The 14,148-nt window shown below is 69.0% G+C and carries 9 protein-coding genes; 6 read left to right on the top strand and 3 right to left on the bottom strand.

Translation table 11 applies throughout. The features are described from left to right. The first annotated feature begins 117 nt into the window (after window positions 1-117). From AACH06_RS19120 to AACH06_RS19135, 4 genes are read left to right on the top strand one after another with little or no spacing between them, the layout of a single operon-like run. Entirely contained in the window at window positions 118-2,553 is a 2,436-nt protein-coding gene (locus AACH06_RS19120) for an FtsX-like permease family protein (protein WP_341427360.1), read from the top strand. Then, window positions 2,550-4,100: a hypothetical protein gene (locus AACH06_RS19125; RefSeq protein WP_341427361.1), complete on the top strand. Its 1,551-nt coding sequence runs from the start codon at window positions 2,550-2,552 to the stop codon at window positions 4,098-4,100. The genes AACH06_RS19120 and AACH06_RS19125 overlap by 4 nt, the downstream gene beginning before the upstream one ends. Before the next feature lie 42 nt (window positions 4,101-4,142). Beyond that, on the top strand, window positions 4,143-4,772 hold the full coding sequence (locus AACH06_RS19130; RefSeq protein WP_341427362.1) for a MotA/TolQ/ExbB proton channel family protein: 630 nt from the start codon (window positions 4,143-4,145) through the stop codon (window positions 4,770-4,772). Beyond that, window positions 4,772-5,200 (top strand): ExbD/TolR family protein, encoded by a 429-nt coding sequence (locus tag AACH06_RS19135; protein WP_341427363.1) that lies wholly within the window; start codon window positions 4,772-4,774, stop codon window positions 5,198-5,200. Before AACH06_RS19130 ends, AACH06_RS19135 begins: the two co-directional genes overlap by 1 nt. A 75-nt stretch (window positions 5,201-5,275) precedes the next feature. Here the strand turns inward: AACH06_RS19135 and AACH06_RS19140 are convergent, their stop codons facing one another. Beyond that, complete coding sequence (locus tag AACH06_RS19140) at window positions 5,276-5,962, bottom strand: CAP domain-containing protein (protein WP_341427364.1); 687 nt, start codon at window positions 5,960-5,962, stop codon at window positions 5,276-5,278. Between the two features lie 546 nt (window positions 5,963-6,508). Here AACH06_RS19140 and AACH06_RS19145 point away from each other — a divergent pair. Continuing rightward, on the top strand, window positions 6,509-9,898 hold the full coding sequence (locus tag AACH06_RS19145) for an SNF2-related protein (protein WP_341427365.1): 3,390 nt from the start codon (window positions 6,509-6,511) through the stop codon (window positions 9,896-9,898). Window positions 9,899-9,985: 87 nt separating this feature from the next. Further along, entirely contained in the window at window positions 9,986-10,147 is a 162-nt protein-coding gene (locus AACH06_RS19150) for a hypothetical protein (RefSeq protein WP_341427366.1), read from the top strand. Between the two features lie 20 nt (window positions 10,148-10,167). Here AACH06_RS19150 and AACH06_RS19155 read toward each other — a convergent pair whose 3' ends face one another. Further along, a complete protein-coding gene (locus tag AACH06_RS19155; protein WP_341427367.1) occupies window positions 10,168-11,967 on the bottom strand; it encodes a zinc ribbon domain-containing protein in 1,800 nt (599 codons plus the stop codon). Next, the gene (locus AACH06_RS19160; protein ID WP_341427368.1) at window positions 11,967-14,126 is read right to left on the bottom strand and encodes a prolyl oligopeptidase family serine peptidase; all 2,160 of its coding nucleotides are present in this window, start codon (window positions 14,124-14,126) and stop codon (window positions 11,967-11,969) included. Before AACH06_RS19160 ends, AACH06_RS19155 begins: the two co-directional genes overlap by 1 nt. Between the last annotated feature and the right edge of the window lie 22 nt (window positions 14,127-14,148).

Below are 14,148 nucleotides of genomic sequence, written 5' to 3' on the forward strand. Positions count from 1 at the left end.
GCAGGGCCGCTCCCAAGCGTTCATCCCGAAGTGCGAAGCACGTAGGGCAAGTCTGATCAGCGCGCCGGGCCGTTCCCAAGCGTTCATCCCTGAGTGCGAAGCATGGAGGACTTTCCAATGAACGCGCTGCTGCGCGACGCCTGGTCGGGTGTGCGCCACCGGCGCATGGCGGCGTGGGTCTCGGTGGCGGGCCTGACCCTCGCCTTCACGGCCAGCCTGCTGGTGGGCCTGCTCGCGATCGCGCTGGCGTCCACCGACCCCAGCATCCCAGACCCCGAACGCACCATCGTGCTCGATTTCAAGGGCAACCCGCCCGGGCAACCCAGCCCGTGGTTCACCGCCTCGCCCGTGTCGTTCGGCACCATGCTGCGCGAACGCGGTGCCCCGCTCGACCTGATCGCCCGCACCAGCGGCGACGGCATGGACGTGACCGTGGGCGATCGTCTGGAACAGGTGTTCCCTCTGCTGGCCGATCCGGAGATCGTGCCGCTGTTCGACCTGAAGCCGCTGGCGGGCGACCTGCGCGCCACGCTGGCCAGTCGGGATGGCGTGGCCGTCACGCCGCACCTCATCCGCCGCCTGTGGGGCGACATGCCGCCCAGCGAGGCCATGGGCAAGACCTTCGACGTGCGCGGCGTGGTCTACACCGTGACCGCGGTGGTGCCCGAGATGGACCCGCGCCACCCACTCGACCAGGGCGCCATGTACGGCCGGCCGCACGACCTGATCGCCGGCTTCGAATCACAAGCGAACTCCAAGAGCGAGGCCGAACGCCGAGGGCTCTACATGGTCAACGGCCGGGTCTACGCCAGGCTGCGTGACGGGGCCCGTGCCGATGACGTGGGCCGGTGGATGCGAGAGGCCTTCGTCGCCAGCCCGCTGTTCCAGGAGCTGCCGCCCGATTGGCGCACGGGTCGAGAAGCTGCGTACTTCCGCGGCCTGCCGTTGGCTCAGTTGCCTTTCGAAGGCGAGACGGCCGAGCTGACCTGGATGCTGGCCGGCGCGCTGGGCGCTGCCTGCGGCCTGCTGTTGCTGATGGCGGCGTTCAACCACATGAACCTGCAGGCCGCCAGCCTGCTGCAACGCCAGCGCGAAACCGCCCTGCGCCGCAGCCTGGGCGCCGATGGCGCGGCGCTGCTGCGGTTGTGGGGCTTGGAAGCCCTGCTGCCTCTGGTGGCCAGCGCCGCAGCCGCGTTGCTGCTGGCCTGGTGGGTGGCCCCGGCGGTGGCGAGCTGGATGAACCTGCCGTCCACCTTGCCCGTGGCCGACCCGCTGCCGCCCATGGCGCTGGCGGGGCTGGCCGCGGCGGTGCTGACCTTGTGGCCGCTGACTTTGGCCGCGCCCGCATGGCTGGCGCTGCGCCGGCCCGCCGCACCGGCGCTGCAAGGGCGAACGGCCAGCGAAGGGCCCTGGGGCCGCCGCGTGCGGCAGGCGCTTCTCGCGCTGCAACTGGGGGGCGCCCTGATGCTGCTTTCCTTGGCTGGCGTGCTCGCGGCGCAGCAATACCATCTGCTGCACGTCGATCGCGGGTTCGACCCGAAAGGCCGTCTGTGGCTCGGCGTGCTGATCAACCCTGAACTCGTGCCCAACCTCGATGCGTTCACTCAGGCCCTCGACCATCACCCCGCCGTGCTCAGCTGGGCGATGAGCGACATGCGTCCGGCACGCGACACCGATGGCGGGCGCAAGGAGCTGATCGTGAGTGCCAGCCGAGCACGCCAGGTGCTGCGCTTGAGCACCGTGTCACCGCGCTTCTTCGAGACCTGGGGCATGAAGTTGCTCGCCGGCCAAGCGCAAATGGGCCAGGGTGAAACCGCCATGGTGATCGACGCCAAGGCCGCGCAAATGCTGGGCTTCGCCTCGCCGCAGGCGGCGGTGGGTGCCCTGGTGACCGGCGGCGGCGGCTTTCTGCAGGAAGGCCAGGAACCCCGCCGCATCGTCGCGGTGATCGACAGTGTGAAGCTCGAGTCAGCCCGTGATCCTGCGCTGCCGCAGGGCTTCTTGTTGAGCGACCGACCGCAGTGGGACCTGAGCATCCACGGCCGAGACCTGGCAACGTTGCACCGCGTGGTGGAAGAACTCTGGACGGCCCACGGGCCGAAGGTGCCGCACACCGTGCAATCGGCCGAAGAGCAGTTGGGCGAGGTCTATGCGCAGGAGGCGCAGTTCACCGCCATGCTGGCGGCGGTGGCGCTGCTCGCCGTGGGGGTGGCCATGTCGGGCGCCTATGCCCTCGTGGCCGACACGCTGCGTCGACGCCGTACCGAGCTGGTCCTGCACCGCCTGCATGGGGCCGGCACGCTCGACATGGCGCGCCAGGTGATGGCTGAGTTCGCCCTGCCGGTCGGCGCGGCCATGGTGCTCGGTCTGCCGCTCGCGGCCTGGCTGGGTGAGCTCTACCTCGACGGCTTTGTCGAGCGCATCGGTGCCACCGCCGGCTTGTTCGCGCCGCTCGCGGCGGCGGCATTCGCCACCTTGCTCGTCACCACCCTTTCTGCCCTGCGCCACCTGCGGCTCGCTCTCGGGCTCGAACCGATCGAGGCGCTGCGGTGATCGATCAGGGGCGCACGTTTCGCGTCAGCGATCGCCTGCTGGGGCGGCTGCGTCGGCGGCTCGCCACGCACCCTTACCTGCCCGCCTCGCTGCTGGTCCACGGTGCCATGGCGCTGCTGCTGTTCAGCCTGCCTGGCCTGGGTGAACGCGAACAGGCGCGGGCGCAGGCGGTGGCCGCCGCACGCACCCAGCAGCAAATGGCCCAGACGGAGAGCCGAGAGCTGCGCCGGCGCGTGGAGCGCATGCAGGCCATCCGAGATCGCCTGGCCGACGCGGCCGGCGACACGCCGCCGCCACCGCTCGACCTGGACTCGGCATCGCCTGAAGCCCTGGCGCGGCAGGCAGCGGCGCTGTCGGCCTCGATCGACGCGGTTCAGCGCAGGCTGCGGGCCGAAGCCCTGGCGCGAATCGCCAACATGCCTCTGACCGAAGCCACCAAAGAGGTGGAGGCGATGTCCGCCCAGGCGCCCACCAACACGCCTGGCACCGACCCCAAGGCCTCGCCTGCCGAGACCATCGCGGCCCTCGAACAGCGGGCGAAAGACGCGCTCGAGGCGCAACGCGCGCAGATCGAGGCTCGGCGAGACGGCGTGCGCGTGGGCAGCACCGATCCGCGCATCTACGGCCCGGCCAAGGTGGCCGCCGTGGCCCCGCCGGCCCTCCCGGCCTCAGGATCGACCGGGCAGACGCTGCCGGCCGACGGCATTCCGCGATCGCGCCTGGAGCAGGTGAAGGCCATCTTCCGTGAAGGCGCACCGCAGGGGCGGGTGGGCGTGGTGGGTGTGCAGGGAGGCCGGTCGGTCAACCGCGAGACGGTCCGGGGCGTGGACGGCGGCTGGATCGCCCGCGCCGACGACCTGGCCCCCGTCGCGGGCAGCGCGGTGGTGGTGCCGGGCGGCAGCCTCGACCTCACCGGCCGCAGCACGAACCTGGTGGGCACCGGAACGTCCGGTCAGCCGAGCCTGGTGCGGCACCTTCAACCGTCGGCCGTCGACCCCGCCACCGTACGCACCGGGGGCGGAAGGGTGATCGGCGCCGGTGGTGTGTGGGCCAACCGGGTGTATCTGGACAGCTGGTACGTCATCGGCCCGTTTCCCGCCGAGGGCCGCGCACCGATCGATACCCCCCACCCGCCGGAAGAGGGGGTAGACCTCGACGCGGTCTACCGTGGCCTCGATGGCCGCACGCTGACCTGGCAATACGCCAGCCGCGGCTTCTACCCGTTCATCCCCCCCGATCGCGAGGAACGCGCGGTGTACTACGCCTACACCGAGCTGTACCTCGACGACGCCCGCGACGTGTGGCTGGACATCGCCGCCGACGACGATTCCAAGCTGTGGCTGGATGGCCGCCAGATCTGGACGGGCTCGCCGGGCGACAAGCCCTGGTTCCGACCGCCGTACTACCTGCCTGACGAGCAGGTGGCCAGCCTGGCGCTGGCCGAAGGCCACCGCCGGGTGAGCCTGAGCGCCGGCACGCACCGGTTGCTGGTCAAGCTGTTCAACGACAGAGACCGCACTTTCTTCTCGGTGGTGCTCGCACCGTAGGCCCACCGCTATCCGACACCTGACCTCCATGAAGGACTGACCGTGCAGTTCAACTTTCTCGAACAACTTGCCGCCGGTGGCGCCGGCATCTGGGTGATCGCCGCGCTGTCGGTGCTCGCCATCACCGTGGCGCTGGAGCGGTTCCATCGGTTTCGCACCAGCGCGGTGGCGCCGCCCACGTTGGTCGACGAGGTGGTTCCGTTGTGGCAAGCCGGCCAGTTCGATCAGCTCGATCAGGTGCTGAAGCAACGCGACAGCGTGCTGGCCCGGGCCCTGCAATTCGTGGTGTCACACCGCCACCGCTGGACGGCCGATGAATTGGCGCAGCGGGCCGGCGAGATCGCCTCGCGGCAACTGCGCGCCCAGCAGCAGCGCGCCTACCCGTTGGCGGTGGTGGCCACCGTGGCGCCCATCGTGGGCCTGCTCGGCACGGTGATCGGCATGATCGAAGCCTTCCACGTCATCGCGTTCACGGGCGGCATGGGCGACGCGTCGCTGCTGGCCGGCGGCATCTCGAAGGCGCTGGTCAACACCGCAGCAGGCTTGGCCGTCGCCCTGCCTTCACTCGGCCTGCATCACTATTTCCGCCACCGGCTCGTGACCAGCGGGCTGGCGATGGAAGAACAGCTCGAACGCATGTTCGACGCCTGCCTTCGCACCGGGAGCCACTGATGCGCATCGACCTGGGCGAAGAAGAGCAGCCCGAGATCAACCTGATCGCGCTGATCGATTGCATCTTCTTCCTGCTGATGTTCTTCATGGTGGCGACCTCGTTCAAGCACCAGGACGACAACAAGCCGCTGACCGAGCTGCCGATCACGCTGCCGCAGTCGGCGGTGTCGCTCGATCGCGCCACGGCCTCACCCGATGTGCTGGTGCTGGGCGTCGACGCCAAGGGCGGCGTGTATTGGGGCCGCGAACGGGTGACGCAGGCCGAGCTGCGCAAGCGCCTGCACGCCGCGGCGGCGAACAATCCCGCGTTGCCGGTGCGCATCGACGGCGACACCCAGGCCGCTTACCAGGAGATCGTTCACCTGCTCGATCTTTGTCAGTTCGAAGGCCTGACGCAGATCTCGATGCGCACCCGCAACGGCCGCTGATCGGGCCGGCCCCGGCAGACGGCGCGAGGGCCGCCCCTCCCGGTCGCTTCGCGGCGCCGGGGCACACTCAAGGCGTCAGAGCGGCGCGGCCAGATCCATCGTCCAGTAGCTGCTGTAGTCGGCACTGGTCGACGGGACGCAGGCCATGCCGATGTCCTTGTAGTGCGAGCTCATGATGTTGGCGCAGTGGCCGGGGCTCTTGATCCAGCCGTCCATCACCGAGGCCACGCTGTCGTAGCCGGCGGCGATGTTCTCGCCCGCAGAAGACCAGCGGTAGCCCGCATCGGTGATGCGGTCGGCCATCGAGCTGCCGTTGCTGCCGGTGTGGCTGAAGAAGTTGTTCTTCGCCATGTCACGCGAGTGGCCGTTCGCCGCACGTTTCAACTCGGTGCTCCAGGCCAGCGGCTTGGTCGCCGCGTACCAGGTGCTGCCGCAGTAGCGGCCGATGGCGCGGTAGTTGTTGGTCAGCTTCAGCACTTCCTGGCGGAAGGCCTTGGTGCCACTGTCGGCGCACTTGGCCGATGCCAGCACCTCGGCCGGCAGAGGCGCCTGCGCACCCGCGGCAGCCTGCTCGCCTGCACCGATGTTCAATCGCTGCACGTCACCCGCGGGGCCGGCTTGCACCGCCCAGGGCTGGGCCGAGACCGTGGCGGCGCGGCCTGCCGAGGCGGGCTCTGCCGCAAAGGTCGGCGCGGCACCGAAAACGGCCAGGCAGGCCGTGGCCGAGAGAACACAAAGGGACAAGACGGACGAGTTACGCATGGTGGCGGCTGGACGGCTGTGGTGTTGAAAGCGCTGTCGATCATCACACCTGGCCCGCCCGTCAGGCGCCCCCAGACGGTAAGCAAGCCTTTGAAATCGAAACAACGCCGCAGCCGTCGGTGGCCGACTGACATGGAGCACAGTGCGCCGAGAAGCCGTGGCGGGACCACTGAACGCCCAACACGGCGGTGACCCGGCGCTTTGTGAACGATCTTTGCAGGCCGATGAAGTGCCGATCGTCTGCCGAGGCGCAATGAGCGTCGATTCAGGATTGGCTCCTCAACGGCCCGCCACAATCGCCCGGCCGCCTGTTCGCCTGCTCGCCTGTTCGCCTGTTCGCCCGTGCACTCACTGAAAGCCTGATGCATGCCGTTCTATGCCCCTCGTCGCCCCGCCTCCTCCACGCCCGCACGCGCTTCCAGCGCGCGCACGACCTACGGCAATACCTGGTGGGGCGCCCAATGGCTGCAGGCGCTGACGCAGATCGACCATGAGAACCGCCTGCCCCGTGGGCGAACCTACGCCAATCGCGGCGCCGTCCTGCAGTTGCAGGTCAAGGGCAGCCAAGTGCGCGCGCAAGTCCAGGGATCGCGGGCGCAGCCCTACGTCGTGGAGATCAAGGTGCCACCGACACCCGCTGCCGATGCGGCGCGACTCGTGGAACGCCTGGCCACCGACCCCGGTCTGATTGGGCGGCTGCTCAATCGCGAGCTCGATCCTGCAGTGCTGGAGGAAGCGCGCCGGCTGAAGATCGCGGTCTTTCCCTCGCGCTGGAGCGATCTGCGGATGCAGTGCTCGTGCCCCGACTGGGCGGTGCCCTGCAAGCACCTGGCCGCTGTGGTCTACGTCCTCAGCCGCGAGATCGACGGCGACCCGTTCCTCGTCTTCAGCTTGCGCGGCCTCGACCTGCCCTCGCTGATGCGCGAGCACGGAATCCAGATCGACTCCGCCGCCGGGTCGGCGATCCCCAACGCGAAGGAAGTGTTGTTCGCGGCGTCTGCTCCTGCTGCGGCAAGTGGCGGCGACGCGGCACCCGATCCGTCGGCGCTCGCGCGCCTGGATTTCACGACCCTGCCGGACCTGCATGAGCCGTTGTGGCGCGTGCTGCCGGCGAGCCCGGTCTTCTTCCGCGGCGGCGACTTCCGCGCGGTCGCACAGCGCGTGATGGCACGCGTGGCAAAGCATGCCCTCCGGCTTCTGGACACCTCGCCGCCCACGGACGGCCGTGCCCCGATCCCGGAGGGCCGCCTGCAGCTTCTCGCCGATGCGCAGGGGCGGCTGGCCGTCACGGGCGCGCACCGCGCGGACGATGCGATCGAAGGTTGGTCCGAGCTGCTGATGTCTCTGGGCGAAGTGGCCCCCGCGCGCCTGCCGGATCTGCCGACCGAGCTCGCCGCGCTGCACACGATGCGGCTGCTGGCCCTGCACCTGCTCGCCCGGGGTGCGGTCGTTCCACAGGTGTTCCAGGTCGATGCCGGCACGGTGGCCTTGCGCTGGTGCGCGGCCGAACTCGATTCGACGGTCCGCGGCATGGTGGCCGCCACAGCAGGTGCCCTGCCGTCGAAACTCGTGCAGAAGCAGGCGGGACGCAGGAAGGCAGCACTCGATCCGGACGTGCAGGTGCGCCTGCTCTTGTCGGCGATGCTGGACCACTTCGTCGCGGCATCGGACGCTATCGCCGCGGAGAAGGCGGCGGGCGACAAGGTTCTGGCCCTGTTCTTCAAGACCGGGCGGGCCCGCTTCGATGGCCCGGGCGAAGCCGCCGTCGCGGTCGGCATCCATGCGTGGCTCGCGCGCCTGCACTTGGCCGCACGCTCACACGTCCCGGTGCTGAGCGTGGGAGAGCACGAGGACGGGGACGGTTTCGCGCTCTCTCTCGCCGTGGCGGAAGACGCGGCCCTGACCGACGCCCCGACGCCGCTGGCCCAGGTGCTGAAGAAGCCCTCCTGGGCCTCCCGCCGCGCCGAGGTGCTCGGCACCGTGGCGATGCTGGCCGAGTTCCATCCGCCCCTGAACGACTACGTGCGCCAGGGCGCGAAGGAGCCGCTCGTCGTGGAGCCCGAGGCGCTGCCTTCCCTGCTCTTCGACACGCTGCCCGCCCTGCGCTTGATGGGCATCCGCACACTGCTGTCTCGCTCCCTCGACCGGCTGCTGCGGCCTCGCCTTTCGATGCAGCTCAAGGCGAAGAGCGGCTCTACCTCGGGCCTCCTGGACACCAGCACCCTGTTCTCTTTCGACTGGAAGGTGTCGCTGGGCGATGAACTCGTCACGCCCGCGGAGTTCGAGCGCTTGCTCGGGCGCGCCACGGGCATCGTCAAGTTCCGCGGCCAGTACGTGTACCTGGATCCGTCAGAGGTCGAACAACTGCGAGCGCGCCTGACGCGACCGTCGCCGATGTCCGGCGCCGAACTGCTGCGCGTCGCACTGGCCGGCGAATTTGACGGCGTGCCGATCGGCCTGAACAAAGCCGCCGAGAAGGTTCTGAAGGAGCTCACCACGACGGCCCACGTGCCCTTGCCCAAGGCCCTCCGGGCCACGCTGCGCCCCTACCAGGAGCGCGGCTTCGCCTGGCTCTGGCGCAACGCCCGCATGGGCCTCGGCAGCGTCATCGCCGACGACATGGGCCTCGGCAAGACGCTGCAAGTGATTGCGCTGCTGCAACGCCTCAAGGAGGACGGTGCCCTCGACGACGGCCGCGCGCTGGTGATCGTGCCGACCAGCTTGCTGACCAACTGGCAGAAGGAGGTGGAGCGCTTCTCGCCATCACTGCGGGTGGGCGTCTTTCACGGAGCGAAACGCGAACTCGCCACCGCGCGGCCCGACGTGCTGCTCACCACCTACGGCGTCGCGCGCCGCGAAGCCGCGCTGCTCAAGGGCATGCGCTGGCGCCTGGTGGTGATCGACGAGGCTCAGAACATCAAGAACGCCGCGACCGCCCAGTCGAAAGCCATCAAGAGCATCCCGGCGGGCAGCTACGTCGCCATGAGCGGCACGCCCGTCGAGAACCAGCTCTCGGAGTATTGGGCGATCATGGACTTCGCGCAGCGCGGCTACTTGGGCGGTCCGACGCACTTCGCGCGTGAGTACGCCACACCCATCGAGGTGCACCGCGACGCCGCAGCTGCCGAGCGACTGCGCAAGGTGATGGCGCCGTTCATGCTGCGGCGGCTCAAGTCCGACAAGTCCATCATCAGCGACCTGCCGGACAAGGTGGAGCAAGACCAGTTCTGCACGCTCACCCGGCAGCAGGCAGCCTTGTACGAGTCGGTGGTGCGAGAAGGGTTGGCCAGCATCGAGGGTGAGTCGGACACCTTCCAGCGGCAGGGACTCGTGCTGCACATGATCCTGGCGCTCAAGCAGGTCTGCAATCACCCGGCTCACTACCTGAAACAGCGGGCCGCGGACGCCGCCGAGTCGGGCAAGGCCGAGCGTCTGATCGACCTCCTTGAGGAGATCCACTCCGCTCAGGAGAAGGTGCTGGTCTTCACGCAGTTCCGCGAGATGGGCTTGCTTCTGCAGGCGATGCTGCGCGAGCGGCTGGGGCACGAGCCGCTGTTCCTGCACGGTGGCGTCGCCAGGGGGAAGCGCGACCAGATGGTGGATCGCTTCCAGAACAAGCGCACCGACCGCGTCTTCCTGCTGTCACTCAAGGCCGGTGGCACGGGGCTGAACCTGACCGCCGCGAACCATGTCGTGCACTTCGACCTGTGGTGGAACCCGGCCGTCGAAGCCCAAGCCACCGACCGCGCCTACCGCATCGGGCAGCAGCGGCGCGTTCAGGTGCACCGATTCATCACCCGCGGCACCTTCGAGGAAAGGATCAACCTGATGATCCGGTCCAAGCGCGAACTGGCGGACATGACGGTCGGCAGTGGGGAGACATGGATAGGACAGTTGCCGCCGGAAGAACTGCGTACGCTGTTCAGGTTGGACTGAAAGGCAGCGTGCCAGCGGGGCCTGGCCAGCAACACTCTGTTGGCCGCCGCGTCTTGAAGCGGCGGCGTCGTCCCCCAGATGCTGCAGATGAAGCTGCACTGGAAACGCCCGCTGTTCTACGTGCTGTTGCCGATCTTCATCTTCCTGGCCTTCGTGGGCTTTCCTCCGCCCTTCGCACCTCCGCCGGCCACCCGGCCCGGCCAGGAGCAATCGGAAAAGGTCGACAAAGCCACCCGCGAGCGCCGTTGACCCCGGCCCCGCGGGGGGCATCAGCCCGGCAGCTCGCCCAGCGCCTGCCCGCACTGCGAGCAGAAGCGGGCGCCCGGCGAGGCGGCTGCGCCGCAGGCCGTGCAGAACCGTGCTGCTTTCGCGTGGGCAGCCTCCACCCGCAGCGCCTCGTGCTCGGCCGCGGCCGAGCCCAATGCCGAGCCGGGCGCCGCCTTGGCACCGGCGGCCAGGGCCCGCTCGCTGGCCTGCAAGCTGACCAGGCGCTGCTGGTCGGCCGCGGCGGCCGGCGCCACGAAGATGCTCTGGCGCCCAGCGAAGTCGGCCAGGTGGGCCGCGAGCTGCCGGGCTTCTTGCGCGGTACCGAACATGGCAGTCACCTGGCGCTGGTCGTCTTTGCCGAAGACGACCGATTCGATGCGAGCGCGCCAGACGCGCAGCGTCATTGATTCGACCCGCACGACCTCGTTGTCGCTGTGCAGTTGGCTGCTCAGCTGGTTGCCGGTGCCGATGCGCGAGGTCTGCCAGGTGCCCAACAACTCGACCCAAACCAGGACCGATTCGAAATTGAAACGGCCCCAGATGGCCGAGGCCGACTGGAAGCAGAACGCCGCGACCGCCAGGCAGATCAGCGAGTAGCCGACCGGGGCATGCCCCCAGTTCATCGACTCACCCGGTGGCAGGCTCGGGTCCAGGCTCTTCAGGTAGAAGAGCGCGAGCACCGTCGCCCCCACCACCAGCAAGGTGGCATACAGGTCCAGCAGCACCAGGCCGCGATGGCGCGGCATGCGCAAGGCGCCCAGCAGCGTGGGGGCGGTGGTGCCGCCCAGCGGCATCGGCTGCGACTCCTCCATCAACTCGCCGGCGAAGCGCCCGGCTCCGTCGGACGCCGGGGTATGCGGCTCCAGGCGGGTGTAGCGGCGATTCGGAATGCGTTCGGCCCAGCCGTCTTGCAGGCGACGGTCCAGCTCGGTGATCAAGGCCGCGGGCGGGCCGTTCATCGACAAGGTGAGCTGCTCCATGCTGCGCTCGGTGGCAGGCGGGCCATCCACCTGGGCATACAGGCTCAAAAGAATCAGGCCCACCGCGACCAAGGCCGCCCCGAGCAGGAAGAAGGCCTGGCCATGCAGGGGGATGGTGAGTGCGGGCAGCAGCCGGCCGGCAAAGCCCACCAGCACCGGGCCGACCACGGCCACCACCGCCAGACCGATCAGCCAGGCGCTGCTCATGCGGGCACGTTCGCCGGCATGCAGCGGCTTGAGCAGCACCACAGCCGCGAAGGCGAGATAGGCCGCCGCGATGACGGGTCGGGAATCGTCGGTTCCGAGCAGCCACCAGCCCACGACGAACGACACCAAGGTGGCCGCAAATGACAGGGCATTGAAGAACTGCGTCTGCGCCATCGCCTGCACCTTGAGCGGCGCCGTGATGAGCCAGGGCATGGCGTGGTACAGCAGGCCGTTCAGCGCCCCTTGTGGCTCGGGGTATTCGAGACCGCCTTGACGCAGCATCGCCTTGTATTGATCGGCCGCCGCGGAGTTACCGGTGGCCCCCACCGCCACCTCCGGCGCCAAGGAGGCCGGGCGGCCCCGCCCGAAGAAGAAGCGCAGGCGACGGGCCGCCCGCACCGAGAAGCCGATCGCTGCCGACAACAGCCCCATGCCCACCAGCACGGCCAAGGCGCCGTGGCCACCACCGTAGTGCAGATAGGCCCGGGCCCACACCAGCGCCGCCAGGCCACCGGCGCCGGTGATCAAGGCACACAGCAGCAGGAACGCGTTCTGCACCCGGTAGGGGTTGGGCAGCTCGAGCCGCTGGTTGTCGGAGCTGTAGTCGTACGCCATCACTTCATCCCGAGCTGATCGAACAGGAAGGCGAACACGTCGGCGTCCTGCTCGATCATCGACGACAGGGCCATGCCCTGCCCGTGCCCCGCATCACCGGCCACGCGCAGCAGCACGGGCCGGCCGGATGTGCTGGCTGCCTGCAGGCGCGCGGCCATCTTCAGCGTGTTGTGCGGCTCGACGCGGCCGTCGTGCATGCCGGTGAGCAGGAACACGGAGGGGTAGGCCGTACCCTCGACGACGCGGTGATAGGGCGAGTAGGCGTGCAGCGCCTTGAATTGCGCCGGGTCTTTCACGCTGCCGAACTCGGACACGTTGAACGCTCCGTTGGGCGACAACTCGACGCGCAGCATGTCGTACACGCCGACGTGGCCGACCACCGCACGGAACATCTCCGGCCGCTGAGTGAGCACGGCGCCCATCAGAAGGCCACCGTTGCTGCCGCCTTCGATGGCCAGACGCGCTGGCGAGGTGTAGCCCTTGTCGATCAGGTACTGCGCGCTCGCGATGAAGTCGTCGAAGACGTTCTGTTTGCGGGTGAGGTTGCCCTGCACATGCCACTCTTCGCCGAATTCGCCGCCACCTCGCAGGTTGGCCACCACGAAGACCCCGCCATGGCGCAGCCAGAAGGCGGTGCGCAAGCTGAACCGTGGCTGCATCGGGATGGAGAAGCCGCCGTAGCCGGTGAGCAGCAGCGGGCTCTTTCCATCCAGCTTCAGGCCCTTCTTGAACACGATGTTCACCGGCACCTTGGTGCCGTCCTTCGAGGTGGCGAACTCGCGGCGCACCTCGACATCGCCGAGGTCGACATCGCGCGGCGCCTCGCTGAGCGGCGTCTTCACCGGCGCGGGATCCGGTTGCTGCGAAGTGGGCCGGTAGCGGTACCACGCCAACGGGCTCACATAGCTCTGGCTGGCGAACAGCAGCTCATCGCCTTCCAGGGTCGGCCCGGCCATGGCGGTGGCCACCGCCTCGGCACCGATGCGGCCGAGCGGCCGGCCATCGAGCGTGAACGCGTGCAGCTCCTGCGGCCCACCGGCCAGGTACTCGAGATACAGCCGGCTGGTGGCCGGCGTGACCGCCGACACCGTCATCTCGCTTTCGGGCACCAACAGCTTCGCCTTCGCCAGCGACGGGGCGTCCAATGACCCGGCCACCACCCGGCCCCGCGGCGAGCCCTTCAGCACGATGGCGTACCAGCGCCCGTCGCGGCCCAGCACCACGCTGCGAACGCCGTCGGCGAAATCGGCCAGGCGGGTCCACGCCGTCTGGCCCGGCCCGCGCAGGTAGAAGGCGTGGTCCCCTCCATCGCCGTAGGCCACATCCGCCAAGAGGTAACGGCCGTCTTCGGTCGTGCTCAGGAAGGTCTCGGCAACGCGCGGGAACTCCTGCCCGATCACGTACTTGTCCTGGGCGATGGGGGTGCCGATCTGGTGGTACCAGACCTGCTGGTAGAAGTTGGCATCGGCCGGCGGGCGCTCCTGGCCCTGCGGGTAGCGGGTGTAGTAGAGGCCCTTGCCGTCGGGCGTCCAAGCGGCACTGCCACCGCCGGTGGGGTACTGCACCCTCGGTACGACGTCTTCGAGTTGCCGGCCGGTGGCCACCTCGAACAGGTGCAGCGTGCCGTCTTCGCTGCCGTTCTCGGACAGGCTCACCGCGACCAGACGGCCGTCCAGCGACGGCACATACCAATCGATGGCGGTGGTGCCCTTCGGGTTGAGCACATTCGGGTCGACGATGGTCTTCTCGGTGGCCATGTCCATCGGGTCGGTCAGCACCACCAGCTTGGGCTGATTGGCCGGAGGCTGCGACTTCATCGCGAACAGGCGCCCACCCGCATAGTGCAACTGGCGTCGGGTGACGGGTGCGCTGCCGAACAAGGTCTTCAGCTCGCCGACGATCGCCGCGCGGCTCGGCAGCGGGTCGAGCTGCGAGCGCGTCAGGGCGTTCTGCTGAGCCACCCAGGCCTCGACCGCCGGGGTATCAGTGGCTTCGAGCCAGCGGTACGGGTCGGTGACCTCCACACCGTGGTAGAGGTCGATCACCGGCTTGCGGGGCGTTTCGGGATAGCTCAGGCCGGCGGCACCGGCGGCGATGCCGGCCCCCAGGCTCACGCCTGCCAATGCCGATCGGATCCCGGTGGTCACGACGGTGCGCATGGTTCATCTCCTCTGTTTGACG

This window comes from Ideonella lacteola, assembly GCF_038066555.1.
Lineage (GTDB): Bacteria > Pseudomonadota > Gammaproteobacteria > Burkholderiales > Burkholderiaceae_C > Ideonella > Ideonella lacteola.